This is a genomic window from Alicyclobacillus hesperidum, assembly GCF_900107035.1.
GTDB classification, from domain to species: Bacteria; Bacillota; Bacilli; order Alicyclobacillales; family Alicyclobacillaceae; genus Alicyclobacillus; species Alicyclobacillus hesperidum.
Genome location: NZ_FNOJ01000004.1, coordinates 43,887 through 64,576, shown reverse-complemented (window position 1 = coordinate 64,576; position 20,690 = coordinate 43,887). Strand labels below are relative to the sequence as shown.

General features: G+C 52.8%; 25 protein-coding genes. All 25 read right to left on the bottom strand.

Annotation, left to right across the window (positions count from 1 at the left end; all coding sequences use genetic code 11):
• Positions 1 to 50: 50 nt before the first annotated feature.
• Positions 51 to 704: a translation elongation factor Ts gene (tsf, locus tag BLU70_RS04070; protein ID WP_006447026.1), complete on the bottom strand. Its 654-nt coding sequence runs from the start codon at positions 702 to 704 to the stop codon at positions 51 to 53.
• 135 nt (positions 705 to 839) lie between these two features.
• On the bottom strand, positions 840 to 1,538 hold the full coding sequence (gene rpsB / locus BLU70_RS04065) for a 30S ribosomal protein S2 (protein ID WP_040289489.1): 699 nt from the start codon (positions 1,536 to 1,538) through the stop codon (positions 840 to 842).
• A gap of 171 nt (positions 1,539 to 1,709) precedes the next feature.
• Positions 1,710 to 2,312, bottom strand: coding sequence for a hypothetical protein (locus BLU70_RS04060; RefSeq protein ID WP_040289490.1), 603 nt, complete (start codon positions 2,310 to 2,312; stop codon positions 1,710 to 1,712).
• A gap of 18 nt (positions 2,313 to 2,330) precedes the next feature.
• Positions 2,331 to 2,819 (bottom strand): chemotaxis protein CheD, encoded by a 489-nt coding sequence (locus tag BLU70_RS04055; protein ID WP_074692295.1) that lies wholly within the window; start codon positions 2,817 to 2,819, stop codon positions 2,331 to 2,333.
• Complete coding sequence (locus BLU70_RS04050; protein WP_074692292.1) at positions 2,812 to 3,444, bottom strand: chemotaxis protein CheC; 633 nt, start codon at positions 3,442 to 3,444, stop codon at positions 2,812 to 2,814. The genes BLU70_RS04055 and BLU70_RS04050 overlap by 8 nt, the downstream gene beginning before the upstream one ends.
• Entirely contained in the window at positions 3,441 to 3,911 is a 471-nt protein-coding gene (locus BLU70_RS04045) for a chemotaxis protein CheW (protein WP_074692288.1), read from the bottom strand. The genes BLU70_RS04050 and BLU70_RS04045 overlap by 4 nt, the downstream gene beginning before the upstream one ends.
• A gap of 22 nt (positions 3,912 to 3,933) precedes the next feature.
• Complete coding sequence (locus BLU70_RS04040) at positions 3,934 to 5,931, bottom strand: chemotaxis protein CheA (protein ID WP_244885115.1); 1,998 nt, start codon at positions 5,929 to 5,931, stop codon at positions 3,934 to 3,936.
• A gap of 16 nt (positions 5,932 to 5,947) precedes the next feature.
• The gene (locus BLU70_RS04035; protein ID WP_192811471.1) at positions 5,948 to 6,535 is read right to left on the bottom strand and encodes a CheB methylesterase domain-containing protein; all 588 of its coding nucleotides are present in this window, start codon (positions 6,533 to 6,535) and stop codon (positions 5,948 to 5,950) included.
• 4 nt (positions 6,536 to 6,539) lie between these two features.
• A complete protein-coding gene (locus tag BLU70_RS04030) occupies positions 6,540 to 7,484 on the bottom strand; it encodes a P-loop NTPase (protein WP_083341146.1) in 945 nt (314 codons plus the stop codon).
• Positions 7,477 to 8,724, bottom strand: coding sequence for a flagellar biosynthesis GTPase FlhF (gene flhF / locus BLU70_RS04025; protein ID WP_074692279.1), 1,248 nt, complete (start codon positions 8,722 to 8,724; stop codon positions 7,477 to 7,479). Before flhF ends, BLU70_RS04030 begins: the two co-directional genes overlap by 8 nt.
• Positions 8,721 to 10,769, bottom strand: a complete 2,049-nt coding sequence (flhA, locus tag BLU70_RS04020; RefSeq protein WP_074692276.1) for a flagellar biosynthesis protein FlhA — start codon at positions 10,767 to 10,769, stop codon at positions 8,721 to 8,723. Before flhA ends, flhF begins: the two co-directional genes overlap by 4 nt.
• 5 nt (positions 10,770 to 10,774) lie before the next feature.
• Entirely contained in the window at positions 10,775 to 11,857 is a 1,083-nt protein-coding gene (flhB, locus tag BLU70_RS04015; RefSeq protein WP_040289495.1) for a flagellar biosynthesis protein FlhB, read from the bottom strand.
• Between the two features lie 2 nt (positions 11,858 to 11,859).
• The gene (fliR, locus tag BLU70_RS04010; protein ID WP_006447040.1) at positions 11,860 to 12,633 is read right to left on the bottom strand and encodes a flagellar biosynthetic protein FliR; all 774 of its coding nucleotides are present in this window, start codon (positions 12,631 to 12,633) and stop codon (positions 11,860 to 11,862) included.
• 4 nt (positions 12,634 to 12,637) lie between these two features.
• Positions 12,638 to 12,907 carry a flagellar biosynthesis protein FliQ gene (fliQ, locus tag BLU70_RS04005; protein WP_040289496.1) on the bottom strand — a complete coding sequence of 90 codons (270 nt, stop codon included), beginning with the start codon at positions 12,905 to 12,907 and terminating at the stop codon, positions 12,638 to 12,640.
• Positions 12,908 to 12,920: 13 nt separating this feature from the next.
• Positions 12,921 to 13,664, bottom strand: a complete 744-nt coding sequence (fliP, locus tag BLU70_RS04000; RefSeq protein WP_420865891.1) for a flagellar type III secretion system pore protein FliP — start codon at positions 13,662 to 13,664, stop codon at positions 12,921 to 12,923.
• A gap of 89 nt (positions 13,665 to 13,753) precedes the next feature.
• Positions 13,754 to 14,206, bottom strand: coding sequence for a FliO/MopB family protein (locus tag BLU70_RS03995; RefSeq protein WP_100218634.1), 453 nt, complete (start codon positions 14,204 to 14,206; stop codon positions 13,754 to 13,756).
• 3 nt (positions 14,207 to 14,209) lie between these two features.
• Positions 14,210 to 14,569, bottom strand: coding sequence for a response regulator (locus BLU70_RS03990; RefSeq protein ID WP_058095466.1), 360 nt, complete (start codon positions 14,567 to 14,569; stop codon positions 14,210 to 14,212).
• Between the two features lie 31 nt (positions 14,570 to 14,600).
• Positions 14,601 to 15,809 (bottom strand): flagellar motor switch phosphatase FliY, encoded by a 1,209-nt coding sequence (fliY, locus tag BLU70_RS03985; protein ID WP_074692272.1) that lies wholly within the window; start codon positions 15,807 to 15,809, stop codon positions 14,601 to 14,603.
• Positions 15,799 to 16,794, bottom strand: a complete 996-nt coding sequence (gene fliM / locus BLU70_RS03980; RefSeq protein WP_074692268.1) for a flagellar motor switch protein FliM — start codon at positions 16,792 to 16,794, stop codon at positions 15,799 to 15,801. The genes fliY and fliM overlap by 11 nt, the downstream gene beginning before the upstream one ends.
• Positions 16,795 to 16,811: 17 nt before the next feature.
• The gene (locus BLU70_RS03975) at positions 16,812 to 17,246 is read right to left on the bottom strand and encodes a flagellar basal body-associated FliL family protein (protein WP_074692264.1); all 435 of its coding nucleotides are present in this window, start codon (positions 17,244 to 17,246) and stop codon (positions 16,812 to 16,814) included.
• Positions 17,243 to 17,458 carry a flagellar FlbD family protein gene (locus BLU70_RS03970; RefSeq protein ID WP_040289502.1) on the bottom strand — a complete coding sequence of 72 codons (216 nt, stop codon included), beginning with the start codon at positions 17,456 to 17,458 and terminating at the stop codon, positions 17,243 to 17,245. Before BLU70_RS03970 ends, BLU70_RS03975 begins: the two co-directional genes overlap by 4 nt.
• 66 nt (positions 17,459 to 17,524) lie before the next feature.
• A complete protein-coding gene (locus BLU70_RS03965) occupies positions 17,525 to 18,385 on the bottom strand; it encodes a flagellar hook-basal body complex protein (RefSeq protein WP_074692259.1) in 861 nt (286 codons plus the stop codon).
• Positions 18,386 to 18,413: 28 nt separating this feature from the next.
• Entirely contained in the window at positions 18,414 to 18,869 is a 456-nt protein-coding gene (locus BLU70_RS03960; RefSeq protein ID WP_244885113.1) for a hypothetical protein, read from the bottom strand.
• The gene (locus tag BLU70_RS03955) at positions 18,866 to 19,327 is read right to left on the bottom strand and encodes a flagellar hook capping FlgD N-terminal domain-containing protein (protein ID WP_006447051.1); all 462 of its coding nucleotides are present in this window, start codon (positions 19,325 to 19,327) and stop codon (positions 18,866 to 18,868) included. The genes BLU70_RS03960 and BLU70_RS03955 overlap by 4 nt, the downstream gene beginning before the upstream one ends.
• A 15-nt stretch (positions 19,328 to 19,342) precedes the next feature.
• Positions 19,343 to 20,683: a flagellar hook-length control protein FliK gene (locus tag BLU70_RS03950; RefSeq protein ID WP_143027478.1), complete on the bottom strand. Its 1,341-nt coding sequence runs from the start codon at positions 20,681 to 20,683 to the stop codon at positions 19,343 to 19,345.
• Positions 20,684 to 20,690 lie beyond the last annotated feature (7 nt).

The following is a 20,690-nucleotide window of genomic DNA, read 5'->3' as shown; positions in this document are numbered from 1 at the left end:
ACCAGACGGAACGCGAGGGAACACCCATGTGTCCCCTCGCTCTTGGTCGTTCATTGACGAACTTGCGCCATGACTTCTTCTACGAAGTTCGACTCCTGTTTTTCAATACCTTCCCCGACGACGAAACGAGCAAAGCGCCGAATAGAAATGTTCTCACCAATGGTTGCAATTTTCTCCTTCAGCAGCGTCTCGATCGACTTGTCAGGATCTTTTACAAACATTTGTTCCATCAGGCAATTCTCTTTGAAGAACTTATCGATTCGCCCGTCGACAATCTTGTCTACGATGTTTTCCGGACGTCCTTCGTTGAGCGTCTGTGCCCGCAGAATCTCACGTTCCTTTTGAACCACTTCGGCTGGCACTTCCTCGCGTCGAACGTATAGCGGGTTTGCCGCTGCGATATGCATAGCAATGTCCTTTACGAATGTGCGGAAATCGTCGTTCTTGGCTACGAAATCCGTTTCGCAGTTGACCTCAACCAGAACGCCGATCCGTCCACCGCCGTGAATATAGGACTCGACGAGTCCTTCTGCAGCAACTCGTCCAGCCTTTTTCGCCGCAGATGCCAAGCCGCGTTCACGGAGCACTTCCATTGCGCGTTCCATGTTTCCGTCCGCCTCGGTCAATGCCTTTTTGCAGTCCATCATGCCCGCGCCCGTCTTCTCACGAAGTTCTTTTACCATAGCTGCTGTGATTTCTGCCATATCCGCAATTTCCTCCTGAGATTCATCGAGATTACCGACAAGCGAATTGTACGCGATGCCGGGCTATGCGTAGAGCCAATGCCGACACAAAAAAGGTGACGAGAGCGCCATGCACCCGCCACCTTTCGCGTTGCATCACGCGGTGGTTTCTTCTCCTTGCGTACCTTCCAGCACCGCATCAGCCATTTTTCCGGTCAACAGGCGAACAGCGCGAATCGCGTCGTCATTCCCAGGAATGACGTAGTCGATTTCGTCTGGATCGCAGTTCGTATCGACAATGGCCACGATTGGAATCCCCAATTTATGAGCCTCAGCAACCGCGATGCGTTCCTTGCGCGGGTCGATCACGAACATCGCCCCTGGCATCTTCGTCATGCCCTTAATGCCGCCGAGGAATTTCTCGAGGCGCTCCGCTTCTTTTCTCAAAAGAATAACTTCCTTCTTGGGAAGCACATCAAACGTTCCATCCTGCTCCATCCGCTCCAGCTCTTGCAACCTGCGGATGCGCTTTTGAATGGTATTAAAGTTTGTGAGCGTTCCCCCGAGCCAGCGTTGATTCACATAAAACATGTTGCAACGCTCAGCTTCTTCTTTAACAGCTTCTTGCGCTTGCTTCTTCGTACCCACAAAAAGAATGGTTTCACCGGAAGCTGCAAGTTCGCGAACAAAGTTGTACGCTTCCTCGACTTTCCGAACCGTCTTTTGCAGGTCAATGATGTAAATCCCATTTCGTTCCGTAAAAATGTACCGCGCCATTTTTGGATTCCAACGACGCGTTTGGTGACCGAAATGAACTCCGGCCTCCAGCAATTGTTTCATTGAAATAATCGCCAAGCTAACTTCCTCCTTTGTGTTTGGCCGCCGAACAACTCATTCACACAGCCAACCCTTAACACTGGGCACCTGACTATGTGTCGTCGCTCGTGTGTACTCCACGTAAGTGGGCCATTGCACTGCTGAATAATATAGCACAGTTCCGCAAAATTCGGCAACCAGTTGCAAACGCTAGTCTTTGCGTGGTGACGGACCGCCGGCCAGTAAGGATTTCACCACCTCAATCTGCTCGTCGGTAACACCGAGTTGCGCACGAATCTGTGCGTAAGTAGCACCGGAATTTAACATATCCAGAATGGAGAAATACACCGCTTCTGAACCTGAGTCAAAGGTAACCCTAAGACTTTTCCCTTCATCCATCGTTTCCTGCTCAGTACCCATCACTTCCGTACTATGGGCTACGGATACTTCACCCTGAGTTTGTACAACGGAAGGCTGGTCGTGCATCCATGTCCCTAACATTTGCTCCAACCGATCTATCCGTTTGGCCAAGTCGTGATACTTCTCGTCGAATTCTGTGTACATATCACGTAGTACCGCAATAGCTTCAGCTACGCCGGCATCTGCAGACGACGAATGTTCACCTGTCTGTTGCCGCGACATTCCCGACGCAAAGCCGTTTGTCGTCGTCATACCTTCGCGAATCCACTGAAAAAAGCCGCGCACCCCACGATATTTACGCCAACCACCCGTCACAACATATAAAATGAGTACAAGTATCACGCAGACAATGGCTAGTATAACCGTCTCGATCAGATGGCCGCCTCCTTCCAATGGATAGTTACTCGTCAGTTACATTTGACGTTCATCACCGCGTGCGGTGCGGATGAGGTAGTGCCGGGAAGGCAACTCAAACCATACGGTACGGCCGACGTTCCCCCCAACATCAGCACCGAGGACAGGGATGCGCAGGCGCTCCAACTGCATGGATACTGCTCGAACATTGCGCTCTCCAATTCTCAAGGCTTCCATTTGTAACGCCTGAAACATCTGCGAACCTCCGGCATACTTCGCACGCAAATGCGCGTGACTCGCCCCGTGCTCCATCAGTGTTTCGTATAACCACGCGATCCCAGTATCGGCGTATTTTTGCGGGTGAGATGGCCGGCCGTGCGGACTCTCTGGCAGCATGATGTGCACCATCCCCGCCAAGAGACGCGAATCATCATAGATAACCAATCCCACGCACGACCCGAGGCCTGCCGTCATCAACGTCCCGGGAGTCGCTAAAATAGCCCCTTCTGCGATCCCAATGCGAATCTGTTCCTTCTCTTCAACCATGCCGTATTTTCCCTCGCAGAATATCGAGTAATACCTCTGTTCCGTCGAGATCCGGCAAGAGAAAGAAGTATGCATCGATGTTATTGCCGTCGTGGACCAGAGACGTACTGATGAGAATCGCCTGATTCTCCTCGTCACCGCTCATCATCAGACCAATATCCAAGAGAGCCGCCGCCATGTCGATCGCGACCGCAGGAATGGATTGGTTCAGCGAAATCCCACACAGATCCGAAATCGCTGCGACGTAGGCACCCGACAGGATATTGCCGACTTCAGCGATCGCGGATTGCTCTAACTCTGTATACTCCTGAGCTTTTCTCGGAGCCGGCAACAACCGCTCCAACAACCGCTCCAACAACCGATCCGCACTTGGCAATGACATCAGCACAAACATATTTCCAGAAATCGTGCCAAATATTCGAATGAACACGGCTGCGACAATGGTTTCTCCGCCCCCAACCACGTCGACGATTTCCGAAAATGGGCAAAGTCGTGCATCCGTTACAGACATCTTGACCCTTCCGCCCAAAAGCGTTGAGAGGGCCGTCGCTGCATGCCCCGCACCGATATTCCCAAACTCTCGCAAAGCATCCAGCGTCACTGGATCGACCTGCAATCGTCTCATCCGTGAACCCGCTTTTCTACTTCGCGTAGTTGATCAACTTCCACGTCGGACAAAATTCGGTTCAGGTTGAGCAAGACGAGCAGCCTTTCATCAAGCTGAGCCACGCCGTGCAAATAAACAGCACGCAATCCCCCAACGACTTCTGGCGGCGCCGACACCTGAGATTCATCGACCGTCACGACATCTTCAACACTGTCGACAATCATGCCGACCAACATCGTATCGACTTCGACAATGACAATGCGCATAGCGTCCGAATCCAACCGCTCTGTTGCCGATAATCCCACCCGTTCGCGCAAATCGATGACAGGAGTGACCGTACCCCGCAGATTGACGACGCCTTTGATAAACGAAAGCGTCCTTGGAACGGGTGTGATATCCATCATTCGCTCAACAGAGACAACCTGCATGACAGGAGCTCCGTACAACTCTTTTCCCATCTTCATCACAACATACTGCTGAGCCATGGTTTCTCAACTCTCCCATCGATCAAAATAGTTGGCGAACATCGATGATGAGCGCCACACGGCCATCTCCGAGGATGGTCGCACCAGAAAACATCTCGACTTGCCCTAAATACCGGCCTAAAGGTTTGTTTACAATTTCCAATTCATCAACAATGTCATCGACAATCAAGGCGAGCCGGCGCTTACCCTCTTTGCAAATTACAGCATTCCACGGATAATCTCCGCGGCAGGGGGCGTCGAAGAACCGATCGCCGAGATCGACAATCGGTACAACCCCATCGCGGTAGCGATACACCGGCTGCTCTTGTATCGAGTCGATGTCTTCAGCTGACAGCCTTGCCACCTCTTCGACACTGCCTGTGGGGATCGCATAGATATAGTTGTCAAGCTGAACAAGCATTGCTGGTAAAATGGCCAACGTCAAAGGCAGTTCAATCACAAACGTCGTTCCCTGCCCTGGCACAGATTCCACTCGGATATCACCGCCAAGGGACTCTACTTTGCCGCGCACGGCGTCAAGTCCGACGCCTCGCCCCGAGATGTCGGATACTTTCTCGGCTGTGCTAAAACCAGACGCAAACAGCAAGTCGTACACCTGCGCATCCGTCCAATTTTGAGCGCTGCGCTCGTCGACCAAGCCCTTGCCAATGGCTGAATTGAGGACGCGATCGCGATCAATGCCTGCCCCATCGTCTGCGACTTCCAGATATACGTGTCCGCCACTCGCATAAGCAGACAAACGAATCGTACCTTTGCGCGGTTTCCCATTTCGTTCACGCACTTCTGGAGGCTCGAGACCATGGTCGGCCGCGTTGCGCAAGAGGTGTACCAGAGCCTCGCCCATTTCGTCCATGACCGTACGGTCCATCTCCGTCTCTAAGCCAGTCATGACAAACTCAAACTCACGGCCTAACGTCTTTTGCAAATCGCGCATCATGCGAGGAAAACGTTGAAAGAGAGATTCCACTGGCATCATGCGCATTTGCATCACGCCGTCTTGCAATGAACTGGTCAACCGAGCGATTTGCTCTGTCACTTCGCGCAATGCATGATCCCCACGTTGCGCCAACAATTCCAGACGCGTTTTGGCAATGACAAGTTCGCTTAACACGTTCATAAACTCATCGATACGCGATACCGGTACGCGCAACGTTTGATCTCGCACTTTGCCGCCGGTACTTGGTGCAGCCGCATGGTGCGCGGGTGTTTCGTTAGCTGTGGCGACCGCAACCGTCGCAGCCGTCTCCTGACGTGCTTGGTTCATTTCGCGCTCACCACTCGCCGATACGATGCTTTCCAACTCGACGACCACAGCCGTCGTAATCTCGGAGATCTCCCGGATGGCCGTAAGTAGTGCGTCTGCATCTTGATGTGCAACCAACATGGCAAGATACGCCGTTGACGCATCAGCATCCGCTTCGAGCGCTTGTACATCGGGATAGACCGCGGCGCACTCGCCAAACGACTCAACGGCGCGCTCGACCATCAGCAAACGCACAGCCTTCATCGTGCACTCCGGGGCAAAAGCGATTTGGATCACCAGCGGTTCGCGCCCGGAACGCAGGATTTCCGCCACACGATCCCGAAAGGCCACCGGCGGCCCCGCCTCCGATGACCCCTCCACAGACCTGGAATTCTGAGTTTCGACGACGGCTGCCAGGCGCTGTAAGATGGCACTGTGATCGATCCCTTCTTCAGATCCACGGTCGCGAATCTGATCGAGATTGGCGGTCAAAGCGTCGATGGCAGCCAACAACGTATCGACGACTGACGGTTGAAACTCCGTTGGATGATTGCGTATGTGGCCCAACGCGTCTTCCATGTGATGCGTCAAATCAGCCATCGCCATAAATCCCATAGTCGCGCTCATGCCCTTAAGGGTGTGGGCAGCGCGGAACATCGCGGCCAGTGTATCATCGCTTGCGCCATCGCGTTCTAAGGCGAGGCAAAGATCATCGAGTGTCGCCAGATTGTCTTCAGACTCTGCTAAAAACGAATCAAGATATTGACTGATATCCACCCTCGTTCCTCCCTGTTCAACGACCATTAGCAAAGTGGACTTGCTCAATTAAGCAGGCGGGAATTTCATGCAGTGGGAGACGAACTGCTGCAGCACCGGATTCCCAGGCAGCACGTGGCATTCCGTAAATTGTCGCTGTCTCAGGCCCCTCCGCTACTGTAAAGCCACCTCGTTCGCGAATCGCCTTGAGACCGACGGCGCCGTCCCGACCCATGCCCGTCAAAATCACGCCAAATAGCCTAACCTTATCGGAAAGCGCCACAGCCGATGCAAACAACACATCGACCGACGGTTGATGCAGATGCCCGCTGACTTCCCTCTGCACAGACATGCGCAACGCCGCTCCCGACTCTTCAATTCGCATCTGACAGCCACCAGGGGCTACATATGCCCCTCCCGCCTCAATCACACCACCGTCTACACCTTCCGCTACGCGCCACGCCGAGAGATCGTTTAACCTTTTCGCAAGGTTGTATGTAAAGCCGGCAGGCATGTGTTGCACCACGCAACACGCCACACCAGGGAAGCAGGGCAGATGCGCGAACAGTTCAGTGAGTGCTTTCGGACCGCCCGTGGAGGCGCCAACCAAAATAAGCGTGTGCACATCGTCAGCCACCTTGATCACCGCCGCGAAATGGCCACCTTCGGCGAACAGCAAAGAGCCGTTCAAAAAATCCGAGCCCCGTTGAACTCCGAGGCACGTCGCCGATCTTCAGTTGCAAATAGCGATCTGCAATCTGTCGATAACACAAAGCAGCACGACTGTTGGCGCTGTGGATCATGAGCGGCACCTGACGCATGACGGCCTGTACAATCGCGCTGTCGTCCATCACGTATCCCAAATTGTCAACCTCAATCGCGAGGAATTTCCCCGCCGCAAGCTGCAAACGTTGCATGGTCTCGTGACCCTCCGCCAGCGAGTGCACGCGATTGACCACCACTTTGGGAGAGACGGAAACGCCGGCCCCCGCCAGCCACTTGAGCAACGAATAACCGTCGGTTAACGAAGTCGGTTCCGGCGTGACCACCATGACAAAATCATCACACGTAGCGGCGATTCGCCGAATCATAGGATCCGCACCTGCAGCACAGTCGAACAAAACGACATCGTACAAGCTACACAGTGTTTGCAAATCGCGCATCAAGCGGTCGGCTTCCGGGTGGTCAAAGATCGACTCCGTGAACAAGCCACTCCCACCTGACACAAACGACAAACCGTAAGGGGATTGTTCGACAATGTCCTCCAAACGGAGGTTCTCAAGCAGATCGAGCAGGCTGTGCGCAGGCGCGATATTTAACAACACTTCGACATTCGCAAACCCGACATCCGCATCGATGACGACGACGCGTAGGCCACGCTGTACCAAGGCAAGGCCAAAATTGACACAAAAGTTGGACTTGCCGACACCACCCTTGCCGCTTGCAACGGCGATCACTCGCGCTGGCTGAACGGCGGGGCGAGACAAGTCTTGCGCCGTTGGCACGGCGGCAGATGCGGGTGATGGCCGCCAGAGTTCCATTTGTTTACGCAACCTGGAGGCTTGATCAGCCATCTTCCTCACCTCCCTGCCAACGGCTCAACAGTTGTTCGATAGAGATGATATCGATGTCATCCGGCACGTTTTGACCTGTTGTCACGCAAGCAACCGGAGTCTCAAACGTTGCAACGAGGTCTGGGATGACGCCAACCGACTGCGTCTCATCGAGCTTTGTAAACACCAGTTTATCCACACCGAGCGGCTTACACAGCTCGGCGACACGTCGGCAATCCGAAGCCTTACTCGTCAGGGCGAGTACAAGAACCACTTCGTCGGGCTCTATTGACCGCAACAGTCGACGCGTTGACTCAATCACTTCGTGCTTGCGAAAGTTGCGCCCAGCGGTATCGACCAGGATTAAATCACACGCTTCCAATTCCGCCAATGCCTCCGACACCTCGTCATCACCATCGGCAACAGCCAATGGCACATTGAGGATTTCGGCATAGGTTTGCAGTTGTTGAACGGCAGCGATACGAAACGTATCTGTCGTTAAAAGTCCCACCCGACGTTGCCCTGCGAGTACATGCAAAGCGGCAATTTTCGCAATTGTTGTCGTCTTGCCTACGCCAGTGGGACCTATAAAGGCCACTACCCTGCTCTCCTTGCGAATCGGGGCAGGCTGCGACAGCTCAGCAAGGTCCGATATAATGACACGCGCAAGTAAAGGCAATGCTTCCGCCAATGACGAGACATGAGGATAAGCGTTGAGCACCATTTGTGACCAACGCTTGCCGTGCTGCCGTTGGATCCCTTCTTCTTCTAAATAGGCTTGCATAGATACTTCAAGTGTTCGCCCCTCAGTGTCAGATGCTGTGAGTTCTGGTTCACGGCGTTCGGCAAGTAAAGTTTTTAACGCAGCAAGTTCTTGAAGCACCAGGGATAAGTCCATGGATCGTTCCACATTCTGATATTCACGTTTATTTTCAATGCTTTGGTACGCCGCCGCGGCCTGTCGCATACTCGCGGCAAAGGCCATACCGTCTGAGGCCAGACCTCGTGTATTTTCATCCTGCACCGGCGGGACCGGGTCCGTGCCTGTGGCGTTGCGCCTATCCATAACGACCTGCTGCGCGAGCGGAATGTCAGATCCCGCGGCGGCGGTAACCTCAATCCGAGTTTGCCAGCGCAATCCTAACCACTTGCGCACACGAATTTTCTTCGTGCTCAAAATGACCGCGTCTTTACCTAATTCTTTGCGAATCGAGACAACGGCTTCTGGCATATCCTTGACCACATACCGTCGGACAATCATGTCAGATTCACCACGCCTCCACTTTGTATCTGAACGCTCGGGTCGAGCTCGCTAAAAGACAACACAGGCAAATCCGGAATGTAGCGACTGATCCAACGGCGGAACGGCAAACGCAAACGTGGATGGACGACCAAGATAGGGGATTTCCCCATGCTTTGCAGGCGCGTCATCTCTTCCTGAATTTTGCGGAACACCATCTGCGAACGAGTCGGTTCCATGCCGATGAATGTTCCCCCGCCGTGATCGACAAGCGCCTGTTGAATTTCACCTTCAACGTCTGCGGCAAGCGTCAGAACAGTCAGTGGTTCATTGGGCGCAACGAACTGATGACAGATTTGGCGCCCAAGCGCTTGGCGTACGCGCTCGGTCAGGACATCGATATCCTGTGTCTGCCGACCGGCATCGGCCAAGGTCTCAAGAATTGTAACGAGATCTCGTATAGATACGCCCTCTTCCAGAAGATTGCTTAAGACGTTTTGTATCTGCCCAAGTGATAACGTACTCGGATACACGTCGTCGACCACTGCAGCGTAGTTTGTTTTAAGATGATCCAGCAACGCCTTGGTCTCTTGCCGGCCGAGCAACTCATGCGCGTGCTTGCGCAAGACCTCAGTCAGATGAGTGGCGATCACCGACGGCGCGTCGACTACGGTGTAACCGCTGGCTTCGGCTTGGATCTTCATCTGGCCGTTGACCCACAGCGCAGGCAACCCGAAGGTCGGATCCTTCGTCGGAATTCCTTGTACGTTAGGGTTGTCCAAGCCAGGACTTAACGCCAACCAGTGTCCAATTAAAATTTCGCCTTCTGCGACCTGAACACCTTTTAATTTGATGACGTACTGTGTCGGTTTCAGTTGAACGTTGTCGCGCATGCGAATCATCGGCAAAACCATACCCAATTCGATGGCCAACTGTCGTCGAATCATGACGACACGTTCCATCAAATCGCCACCCTGTTTGGCGTCAACGAGCGGAATAATGCCATATCCAAACTCAAATTCGACAGGCTCGACCGTGAGCAGCTGATATACGTTTTCCGGCTTCTTCGTTTCCGCACGCTCTGCGCGCGCTTTAGCCTCTTTCTCCTTCGCTTCGACGCGTCGCCGATTTGCCTGCAAACGCCTGGCCATAAGCGTCGCGCCAGCTGAGATCGGCAATACTGGCAAAATCCCGATGGGCGTGACAATCCCGAGCAACAAAATCGCAGCCGAAACAATGTACAGTGCGCGCGAATACCCAAAAACTTGGCGCACCACGTCATCGCCCATATTCCCATCAGAGACTGCGCGAGAGACCATCAACCCGGTCGCGGTCGATAAAAGCAACGCAGGTATTTGACTGACCAACCCGTCACCAACCGACAACATGGTGTAGGTGTGCAAAGCACTTGTAAACGGCTCATGCTTCATCGCCACAGCAATGATGAATCCAGCGACAATGTTAATCGCGACAATAAGAATGGACGCGATCGCATCACCTTTGACAAACTTGGACGCACCGTCCATTGCGCCATAAAAGTCGGCCTCACGCTCGATGTTCTGACGCCGCTGCCTTGCCTCTTGCTCGTTGATCAAACCTGCGTTCAAATCTGCATCGATAGCAATCTGTTTACCAGGCATCGCATCCAACGTGAAACGCGCTGCCACTTCCGCTACGCGCTCCGCGCCCCGGGTAATGACGATAAACTGCACGATGATGATGATGAGAAACACGATAAAGCCGACAATTGGATTCTGACCGATGACAAAGTTGCCAAAAGTGTTGATAACGCTACCAGCATCACCTTGGCCGAGAATCAGCCTGGTCGTCGAAATATTGAGCGACAATCTATAAAGCGTTGTGATTAATAACATCGACGGAAACACGGAAAACTCCAGCGGTTCCTTGGCGCTCATTGCAACAAGTAGAATCGTCATGGAAAGAAAGATGTTTAAGATAATCAGAACATCGAGTAGCGGTTTCGGAACAGGAATAACAATCATGACAATCATGAAGAGTACAAAGATCATCACAATCAGATCAGTGCGTTTCACCCATTTCGCCATCGTCATCACCTCCGCCCGGTAGCGCGCATTCTATAGACGTACGCCAGCACTTCCGCAACTGCCTGATACAACTCGGCAGGCACCTGTTCGCCAATATCGACCATTCGATACAACGACTGCGCAAGGGGCTTATTCTCAACCATGGGTACGCCCGATTCTGACGCTACTACCTTAATCCGCTGAGCCAACGCGTCTGCTCCCTTGGCGACCACTTCGGGAGCGGTCATCGTTGCACCGTCATACCTGAGCGCGATCGCAAAGTGCGTAGGGTTGGTGACGACGACATCGGCCTTGGGAACCGCCTGCATCATGCGACGCATCGCGATTTGCCTCGCTCGTTTACGTATTGTCGATTTGATTTGAGGATTGCCTTCTGTATCTTTCCATTCATCTTTGACTTCCTGTTTGGTCATCCGCAAACTTTTTTCAAATGCGTAGCGCTGATACGCAAAGTCGAGTGCAGCGAGGAGAACCATCGCAACCGCGATACGAATTCCCAGCTGAAAGACAAGGGAACCGACGACAGATGGAATGGACATCACGTCCGTGTCGTCGTATCCTCGGATTTCCCCGGCCATGCGGGAGATAGAGGAATAGCTTAATGCTCCCACGATCACGAGTTTAGAGAGCGACTTTCCGAGTTCGACGAGCGAAGAAGCACTGAACAACCGCTTCACGCCGGCAGTAGGGAGAAGGCGTGAAAAATCTGGGATCAGTTGCTTTACGGTGAGCATCGGACGCACCTGCATGACTGCAACAGCTACCCCCATGACGAGGGCCGTACCGACAATGGGAGCCAAGGCCTTCAACGCACTCATCATCTGCTCGACCAAAAGTTGCTCGACTGTACCCGTAGTCCACGTCTTGGGAGGCGATGTCGAAAAATCGAGTTGAAAAATGTTCTCCCATTGTCCCCAGACCATCGGTCCAACGACGCGCAAAGCAACCAAAAGCGCTGCGAGCGCGATCGCGGACGTCAATTCTGGGCTTTTTGCAACACGCCCCTCTTTTCGCGCCTCTTCGCGCCGCCTGGGCGTGGCGCGTTCGGTGCGCTCTTCGGCAAACCTCTGCAATCGCATTACGCGCACCGTCATCCCCCCAAAACTTGCATGAACGATTGCATCTCACGAAACAAAAACATAAAAACTTGATTAAACAGATAGACTGTTCCTGGCATGACGATGGCGAACATCGCCAACCCAGCGAACAACTTAACTGGCAGCCCAACGACGAACACATTCATTTGGGGAACCGCCCGGGACAGAAACGCGAAGGTCACGTCGCTTAAAAAAAGAGCGGCCAGCACGGGTAAGGCAATCTCTACGCCAAGGGCCATCACCATCCCCATGAGCTGCAGCAAGATTACCGGCCAATTCCCAGGCAAATGAGCGTGACCGACCGGAATAGCGTGAAAAGACTGCAATATGGTGAGCATCAGTCCGTCGAGTCCACCCAAGCCAACAAAATAAAGTGTAAAAAGCAAGTTGTAGAAATTGCCGATGAGTCCAGACTGCACACCACTCCCAGGTGCCAGAAGTGAAGCCATTGAAAAGCCAATTTGAATGTCAATCAACTGACCCGCGATGGAAATCGCCGAGAAAATCCAGGTCGCTAAGAACCCGAGTAGCAGACCTACAAACGCCTCTAGTATTCCATCGACAACGAACATCCCAGGACTCTGCATCACATCCGGCACGCTATCCGATACGCTGGGCACGGCCACATACGACAAACTGAATGCCAAAGCAATTTTTGCCCATGTTGGCCATGCTCGGATAGACGTCAGCGGAGATGCAACAATAAACGCCACAGTGCGCAACGAAATGAGAACGAACAAGTCAAAATGCTGAAGAATTGCGTTCATTTCGTCACATCACGTAGCTCATGAGGTTGCCTAAGATGGAGTTCGCAAAATCGAGCAAATTCTGTAGCATCCAAGGGCCAAACACCAACAGCGCCACGATCACTGCAGCAATCTTGGGCACAAACGCAAGAGTTTGCTCCTGAATTTGTGTGGTCGCCTGAAATATGCTGACCAAGAGCCCGACAGCGAGGCCTAGCAGCAAAACGGGCGCTGTCAGTTTGACGACCAGCCACATAACCTGCGCACCCAGTCCGATGACATAGGTATCCGTCACCTGCATACCTCCTCTACGTCGCGTATCCGGCCAGCAACGATTTCACAACCAAATACCAGCCATCCACCATCACAAACAACAATATTTTGAACGGCAACGAGATCACGACGGGTGGCAACATCATCATGCCCATCGACATGAGCGTCGTCGCGACAACCAAATCAATGACTAGAAATGGAAGATAAATCATAAAACCAATTTGAAAGGCCGTCTTCAACTCGCTGATCGTGTACGCTGGCACCAGTGCAGTCAACGGAATCTGCTCTGGATTTTTTTCCATTGCCGACGTCAACTTTTCATGGCGATAGGATAAGAACAAATCCAAATCCGTGGTCCGGGTTTGCTTGGCCATGAACACCTTGAACGGATCCTCTGCTCGCTCGATTGCCACAGTCTGCGAGATCGTTCCCTTTAGGTATGGCTGCAAAGCCTGCTGGTTCGCCTGCTGTAACGTTGGTTGCATCACGAACAACGTAATGAACAGCGCAAGACCTACCAACACCTGATTTGGTGGCGACGTCTGTAAGGACAGTGCATTGCGGATGAAGGACAGCACCACGATCACGCGCGTAAAACAAGTCATGAGAATAAGCCCAGCGGGAGCCAAGGTCAACACCGTCAACAACAAAATGATTTTTACGGTGTTGGCAACTGACGGAGGGCTATTATCCCCTAGGTTTAAGCTGACGCCGGGAATGGGATTGCTTGAATTCGCGAATGTTGTCTGTACAGCCGCGTGCACATTGGGAGCAACGATAAACCATGAACAGGCGACAATCAGGACGACCGCTATCGCGACAGGTATCACGAAAGACGTGGCGAAACGCTTATTCTTCTCCTGACCTCTCAAGGTTCGTCATTCCTTCGCGAATCCCGGCGCAGTTCTGCCAGAACCTGTTGTAGTGTGCCGCCAAACGATCCCGGTGTGCCAACCTCAGAAGCTGCTGTGTATGAGTCTGTCACGTCCGCAAGCAGTTGAACGTTCTCACCGACGCCCAGCAAATATCGTTTCTGACCAACCTCCACCACCTGTACAGACCGATTCGGTGCGAGTTGTCGGGAAGCTATCACATCAATGGATCCACGCTGCACAACCCCGACCCGCCGGCCCAGGAAACGAAACAGCAACACGAGCAACAGCAAAACCACGATGAATGCCACAATTAACTTCACATAAGCGCCAGCTCCAGACGCGGGGACTGCCGAATTGCTCGCCGCCAAAACCAGCGGTGCGGGCATAGCCCATAACAAGGCCAGCAAGCCCGCCCCGCAGATGCCCGTTCTCCGTATCAAACGCATGCGTTATCGCAACGCCTTCTGTACGGCTTCCACGACGCGATCGGCTTGAAACGGCTTAACAATAAAATCCTTAGCCCCAGCCTGAATCGCGTCGATCACCATGGCCTGTTGTCCCATGGCTGAACACACGATCACGCGCGCGTTTGGATCGATGGCCCGGATACGCTTTAAGGCCTCGATGCCGTCGACCTCCGGCATCGTGATATCCATCGTCACGAGATCCGGCTTCAACTCCTGATACTTGTCTACGGCCTGCGCCCCGTCAGCCGCTTCGCCAACCACTTCAAACCCATTCTTTGTAAGAATATCTTTAATCATCATCCGCATAAACGCCGCGTCATCAACAACCAAGATCTTTGCCATCTTCCTTTACCTCCGCAATCAAAATGTAGGGTTATGCCTGCGTGATACGTTGCTCAGCCTGGACGATGTCCGTGACCCGCACACCAAAATTTTCATCGATCACGACAACTTCCCCAATGGCAATCTTTTTATTGTTCACGTAGATATCAACCGGTTCACCGGCCAGCTTGTCCAATTCCAGTATGGAGCCTGGAGCCAATTCTAAAATCTCGCGTATCATCTTCTTTGCACGCCCCAATTCCACCGTGACATTCAATGGCACGTCGTATAGAAGCGACAAATTGCGAGGCGATGTGTTACGCTCGTCGGCGACTGCGCCAAAATCGACGAAATGGGGACGACGTACGTCCACCCGTGGCAACGGTTCCCGAGCAGCAGCCACTTCTGACATAGAGGGAGGAGCAAATTCACTCATGCGACTCGCGGTCGATTCCTGGCCGCTTTGAGCAGGCGCCGACTCGATGATGCCTTTAATCTCTTCTACAGCCACTGCGGATGACGTTGAGACTGAGACATCATCAGCTGGCGTCGAAGCGCTGGAAGCTGTCTCCTCGCCACCTAATCCCATCGTACGAACGATCTCGTGCGCAAACTCAATCGGCATGAGCTGCATGATGTGGGAGTCGATTAAATCATCAACGCGCAACTGAAATTCGACATTAACCAAATCTCCACCTTCACCAAACGCCTGTTGAGCTTCGCTCGATGTCAAATCGACAACGCGGACAGTGGGCGGAGAAATATTAATGTATCGACCGAACATCTGGCTCATCGACGTCGCGGCGCCGCCCATCATCTGATTCATGGCTTCGCCCACGGCACTCAGGTGCAACTCATTTAATTCGCCAGATGTATTGGTTCCGTCCCCACCCAGCATTAAGTCGGCGATTCGTTTTGCGTCGTCAATCTCAATCGCAAGGGCGTTCGATCCTCGTAAGCCTTCGGTAAAATCCACTTGCACCAGAACATATGGCGTTGGGAAACGCGCTTCGACATCGTCATGGCGGATCAAAGAAACGCGAGGCGTCGTAATATCCACACGATGTTGCAACAACGTCGAAAGAGACGTCGCCGCTGACCCAAAGCTTATATTTCCTATTTCCCCCAAGATATCTGCTTCTTCCGAAGTGAGCTCAAGACGGTCACCCTGCTCCGAACCAACGGTGTCCGTGGCGATCCGATTCGCATTCAGAAGCGCATCGATCTCGTCCTGTGATAACTTCATCTGATCATTCACGATCGATGTCCGCCCCCCATTCGCGTACGATTTTCACAGCATACATGCGATTCTTTTTGCCTATACTCGCCCAAAATGCCGGAGTGCCATCGACATAGACAAGAGCTGGATCACGGATCGACTGCCGAAGTACAATCGTGTCGCCTACGGCCAAATCGAGAATTTCACTCATCTTTAACGTGGTATCGCCAACTTGGACACGCACGTCGACCGGAACGCCAAGAACCCGAGCTTCGATACGTTCGTCCGCTCGCCGTAATCCTTGTGCATGTCTGCCCGGATCCATGTAATATCGATTGCTTAGCATGGGAATCACCGGTTCGACGGTAGCGTGAGGAATGCATAGATTGATGAGACCAGAGGTATCGCCCACGCGCACGCTCATCGTCACCACCAAGACCGTCTCATTCGGTGTCGTCAACTGCAGAAATTGCGGATTGCTCTCAAACGAAACAAATGCTGGCTCAAGTGCCGCCACGCCGCTCCAAGCCTCAGCCAGAATAGACGACATCGGTTCGAACAAGCGGCGCAGCAACGTGACCTCTATATCCGTTAGCTCTCGCTCTCGATAAGGCCCTGTACTGTCGCCACCCATATATTTATCAAGCATGGCAAAAACAACTTGCGGATTCATCTCCAAGACAATTCTTCCTTCAAGAGGCGACATCTCGAATAACTGCAACACCGTTAGTACCGGGACCGACCGAATAAATTCTTCATATGGCACTTGGTCGACCGATTCGACTTGAATCTGGGGAACAGACCGCAACTGCCCCGATAGATGTGTTGTCAACATTCGACAGAAGTGTTCATGCATTCTTCGAAGCACTCGCAAATGATCTTTAGAGAACCGCATGGCTCGGCGAAAATCGTATGACCGAACGCGTACCGTCTCCTGCTCGTTGCGCATGGCTGCCGTGTCGATTTCGCCGCTCTTAATGGCGGACAACAGGGCGTCGATCTCGGACTGCGACAAGACCTCCGACACGATTACACCCCCTTTCACTATTGAACGAGAATTTGTGATAAATAAGCTGCTGTTACCTTGCCAGATGGAAGCAACTTGTTCACGTCGCGAACAATCGTGCTCTTCAATTCATTGAGCCCCGCATCGCTCCGTAACTCGTCGGAACTGAACTGACGCATAATTTCATTTACCTGATCCGAAATTTGCGGTTCCATTAAATTCAATTCCTTAGCGGTAGCCTTGTCGGCCGCCTGCAACGTCAGGGTAAACTGAATGATTCCGGACGCATCTAAATTGGTTGTCATCTGTGGTAAGGTCACTTGCAGTGCCGCCATTTGTTTGGCAGATATACTGACAGGTGTACCACTCGTATGATGGTGCTTTTTTATATAAAGCAACACACCAACAGAAATGCCTGCCAGCACGACAATGCCAATGACAATCCACACCATAGTACGCAGCGCCTGTTTCATGGGCGATCCTCCTGCTGCACGACCGCCCGCGTCAGGCCGATTTGTCGGTATATGTCGATTAACTTTGACGTAATGACCCCCGGATCCTCCACGACCACGTATTTGTGTCCATTTGCCATCGTGATCACAGTGTCTGGGGTCGCCTCGATGGTCTCAACGAGCAAAGGATTCAACCACAATTCAGAGCCCTTGAGACGTGTCACCCTAATCATCGGCCCATTCTCCTTGGCGCGCAGTGTAGCCGCGCGCCATCTCAAAATCGCGGGTCAAGTGCTACATTACGAATTTTTCATGTTAACCAATGCTTGCAAAATTGCATTGTCAGTGCCAATCATGTGCGTGTTCGCCACATATGCGTTTTGAGCGACAATCATCTCTGCAAACTGTTGTGACAGATCGACATTCGACTGTTCCAACTCACCAGCTGCAAGCGTGCCGTATGAACCTTGGCCAGGCGTCCAATAGGTGGCGCTCCCTGCTGGTGCACTCTGCGCATCATACAGGTTATCTCCTGTTTTCACCAAACCAGCTGGATTGGGCACCTGTGCTAAAGCGAGATAACCGAGCGTTTTCGTGGTCGTATTACCCGAGCTATCGGTTACACTTGCTGTGATGGAGCCGTCGCTGCCAATGGTAACGTTGGAAACTTGGTTTCCGGTTCCAGCCAAAGTAAGCACGTTCATCTTCGTGGTTGGAGCTGTCGCACTGGACGAAGTTGGTGCCGTGGCATATCCTAAGGCAATTGTGCCGTCCGGCAAAACCAAATTGCCTGCACTATCGATCGAAAAATCCCCGGCTCTGGTCAAGTAATCATGAGTTCCATCGGTTACCACGAAGAACCCATTGCCCTGAATCGCCACATTGGTTGCAACGCCCGTAGTCGAATCCGCACCTTGCGACATGTCCATCTGTGTCGCGGCAACCTTCACACCCAGGCCAACCTGCTCAGGGTTCACCCCTCCAGTAGTCGTCGAACCTGCATTTCCACCAGCCATGGTTTGACTCAACACGTCGCTAAATTCCGCGCTGTTAGACTTATAGCCAACCGTGTCGACATTTGCGATGTTGTTACCGACGACATCCAAATCGGTCTGAAATGCTTGCATACCCGAAATCGCCGAATTCATAGAGCGTAGCATGACAATTCCTCCTTCAATTGGCGTCGCCTCACCGGATCGGTCGTTCACCGGTAAGCAAGTCCCCGCATTCGCGGTCCAACTTGTCCAAAAATACGACGCTGTCAATCTGTGCAACGATCGGTTGCTCTCGGTGATCCAATGCAGTCACCACGGTTCGCGATGGCAAGTTGACCACAAGCCCGGCGCCCCCAGCGACAAGGTAGGCGTTTTTTGCACCGCGGGCTTCAGCCTGTCGGGCCGCTTTCTCCATCAGAGCAAAATCATGTGTCGATATGGTAATACCGCGCTCGGACAATCGCTGTTGTGCGTGTTGACTCACCTTCCAAGAAGACTCAGCTGCGGCTTGAAACAACACATCGTGAAACGATGTCGACGAAAGCGTAGATTGTCTGGTATAAGACATCCCTTTGGACGGCGAAGATCCCGTTCTATCGGTGGAAAGTCTATTATGCCAATCGCCGTTCCAGCCGGAAACAGCCGTCACGACATCTGCACCACCTGCGTGATTGGATAAGAAATTCCATTGACAACGACTTGTGGACTTCCTTGAGACAACGAGACCGCCGACACGGTACCTTGTACCTGTTGCCCGGAGTTGTCGGTTATCTTCACCTGCGTGCCAAGCAATTGATGCGCCAACATCAGATTGGTCTCGCTCGTCAAGGTCTGGATGGCCGAGAGCACTTGCGAATCGGTCTGTGCAACGTTCGTCATTTGCTCTAAGGCACTGAACTGTGCAAGCTGTGCGATCATCTGCGTATTGTCCTGAGGAGCGAGCGGATCCTGGTTTTGTAATTGCGTCACCAATAGTTGAAGAAACGAATTCTCATTGAGTTGACCATCCGGATTGACAGTGTTTGTACTTGCAGTGTTGCTACTAGGTGCAGTTGCCGAACCCACCATACTCGTGTTGGGCGACGTCGTATTGACAACAGTGGTCATGGACCCACCCCCATGTCACGCATATAAATTCAGTAAACAGACATCCAAGTCGGTCGTTGCTGACGAGCCCATTTGTTTTCCAGAGATAGCCGGGATGAGTTGAACACCGCCCGATCGCATCCGCGAGTCGTCCCTCGACCGACCATCACTTCCTTGCTGTCCGTTCGAGGCCATGGACAGTGACAGGCTATTTACAGCCAACCCGGCCGCCTGCATGCTCTGTTGCAGATCACTCCATTGACCCTGCAACCAGGCAAACGCAGCCTGTTGCGAAGCTACCACTTGCACGTCCATACCGTTTGCCGATTGTGCGACGATAATCTGTAATTCCCCTAAGCCGTGCGGCTGAACCTGAACGTGCAGCACCGCATTTCCCTGTTCGGCTTGAGATGCCACCATTGTACCCAGGGTTGAAACGGCCTCAGGTGCGCGTGCATCGATAATAGCTCCCGATCCAGACGATATCGGCGATTGTGTATCAACGGCATGATTCATGGCGAACGTTGCAGGCAACCCAGTGGACCCTTGTCCGATGTTGCCCGTCGCTGCGAGCACACCCGGCACATCATGTGTGGTACGCTTGTGTGCACTTGCTTGAACCATCGGGTTGGCGACCAAACTTTGCGCTTTGTCAGGCGAAATTGTCATACCGGCTGGAACATCCCTTGCAATCCAAGGCTCTTGTGGCATCGACTCTGTGCTCTGGGAAAGTGCACGGGTCAGACTCCTTGTTACCTCGTCGACAGCACCCAATATTTCTGCCTCAACATTCGTTCCACCGTTAGACGTTTGTACTTCTCTCCCCGATTTCGCGAGCGCCTGAGCAGGGACTTGCTCCTGCATTAGGGTATCGCCATCGCTCGTCGCTGTGATGCCAGTTCTCCAGTCGAACAGTTCTCGTTGACTTGTAGCAACGTTGGCAGGAAGAGCTTTCTTGTGTACGGCATTGGCCACCATCATCGAAGCATTTGCGGTTCCTGTCTCACTCGCACTCATTGCCTTCTGACCGGTGGGCAAATTGGTACGTAACGCAGTTTCTGCCTTCACCATGTTTCCTGCGCCTGTAGCGGTCCTTATCACGCCTTCGTGTATGGACGAATTGCCCTTTGTGGTGCTGCTTGCCTTTTCCATCGCGACAGCCATCGACCCGCTGCCTGTTGCTAGCGGAGCTGTCTTTGAAGCAGATACTCGAGCCGCCCCGAAAGGCTGGACGCCAATACCATTGAATTGCCCCTGTAAACTGCCCAACATTGCGGCGAAGAGATCGGACTCTTTCTCACTCGGACTCGACTTCTTTTCACCGTGGGCAGAATCAATTGGGTCGGTTCCCTGGGCACTCACCGATCGAACCCCCATATTCTCA

Bases quoted from the DNA above. Each gene is read 5' to 3' on its own strand.
- BLU70_RS04055 (WP_074692295.1), bottom strand. From the start codon at position 2,819: ATGGTTGAAGAGAAGGAACAGATTCGCATTGGGATCGCAGAAGGGGCT.
- BLU70_RS03965 (WP_074692259.1), bottom strand. From the start codon at position 18,385: ATGCTACGCTCTATGAATTCGGCGATTTCGGGTATGCAAGCATTTCAG.
- BLU70_RS03995 (WP_100218634.1), bottom strand. From the start codon at position 14,206: ATGCGTTTGATACGGAGAACGGGCATCTGCGGGGCGGGCTTGCTGGCC.
- BLU70_RS03950 (WP_143027478.1), bottom strand. From the start codon at position 20,683: ATGGGGGTTCGATCGGTGAGTGCCCAGGGAACCGACCCAATTGATTCT.
- BLU70_RS03975 (WP_074692264.1), bottom strand. From the start codon at position 17,246: ATGAAACAGGCGCTGCGTACTATGGTGTGGATTGTCATTGGCATTGTC.
- BLU70_RS04050 (WP_074692292.1), bottom strand. From the start codon at position 3,444: ATGAGACGATTGCAGGTCGATCCAGTGACGCTGGATGCTTTGCGAGAG.
- BLU70_RS03970 (WP_040289502.1), bottom strand. From the start codon at position 17,458: ATGATTAGGGTGACACGTCTCAAGGGCTCTGAATTGTGGTTGAATCCT.
- flhA (WP_074692276.1), bottom strand. From the start codon at position 10,769: ATGGCGAAATGGGTGAAACGCACTGATCTGATTGTGATGATCTTTGTA.
- tsf (WP_006447026.1), bottom strand. From the start codon at position 704: ATGGCAGAAATCACAGCAGCTATGGTAAAAGAACTTCGTGAGAAGACG.
- BLU70_RS04045 (WP_074692288.1), bottom strand. From the start codon at position 3,911: ATGGCTCAGCAGTATGTTGTGATGAAGATGGGAAAAGAGTTGTACGGA.
- fliR (WP_006447040.1), bottom strand. From the start codon at position 12,633: ATGAACGCAATTCTTCAGCATTTTGACTTGTTCGTTCTCATTTCGTTG.
- BLU70_RS03955 (WP_006447051.1), bottom strand. From the start codon at position 19,327: ATGACCACTGTTGTCAATACGACGTCGCCCAACACGAGTATGGTGGGT.
- BLU70_RS04030 (WP_083341146.1), bottom strand. From the start codon at position 7,484: ATGGCTGATCAAGCCTCCAGGTTGCGTAAACAAATGGAACTCTGGCGG.
- flhF (WP_074692279.1), bottom strand. From the start codon at position 8,724: ATGATTGTCCGACGGTATGTGGTCAAGGATATGCCAGAAGCCGTTGTC.
- BLU70_RS03990 (WP_058095466.1), bottom strand. From the start codon at position 14,569: ATGGCAAAGATCTTGGTTGTTGATGACGCGGCGTTTATGCGGATGATG.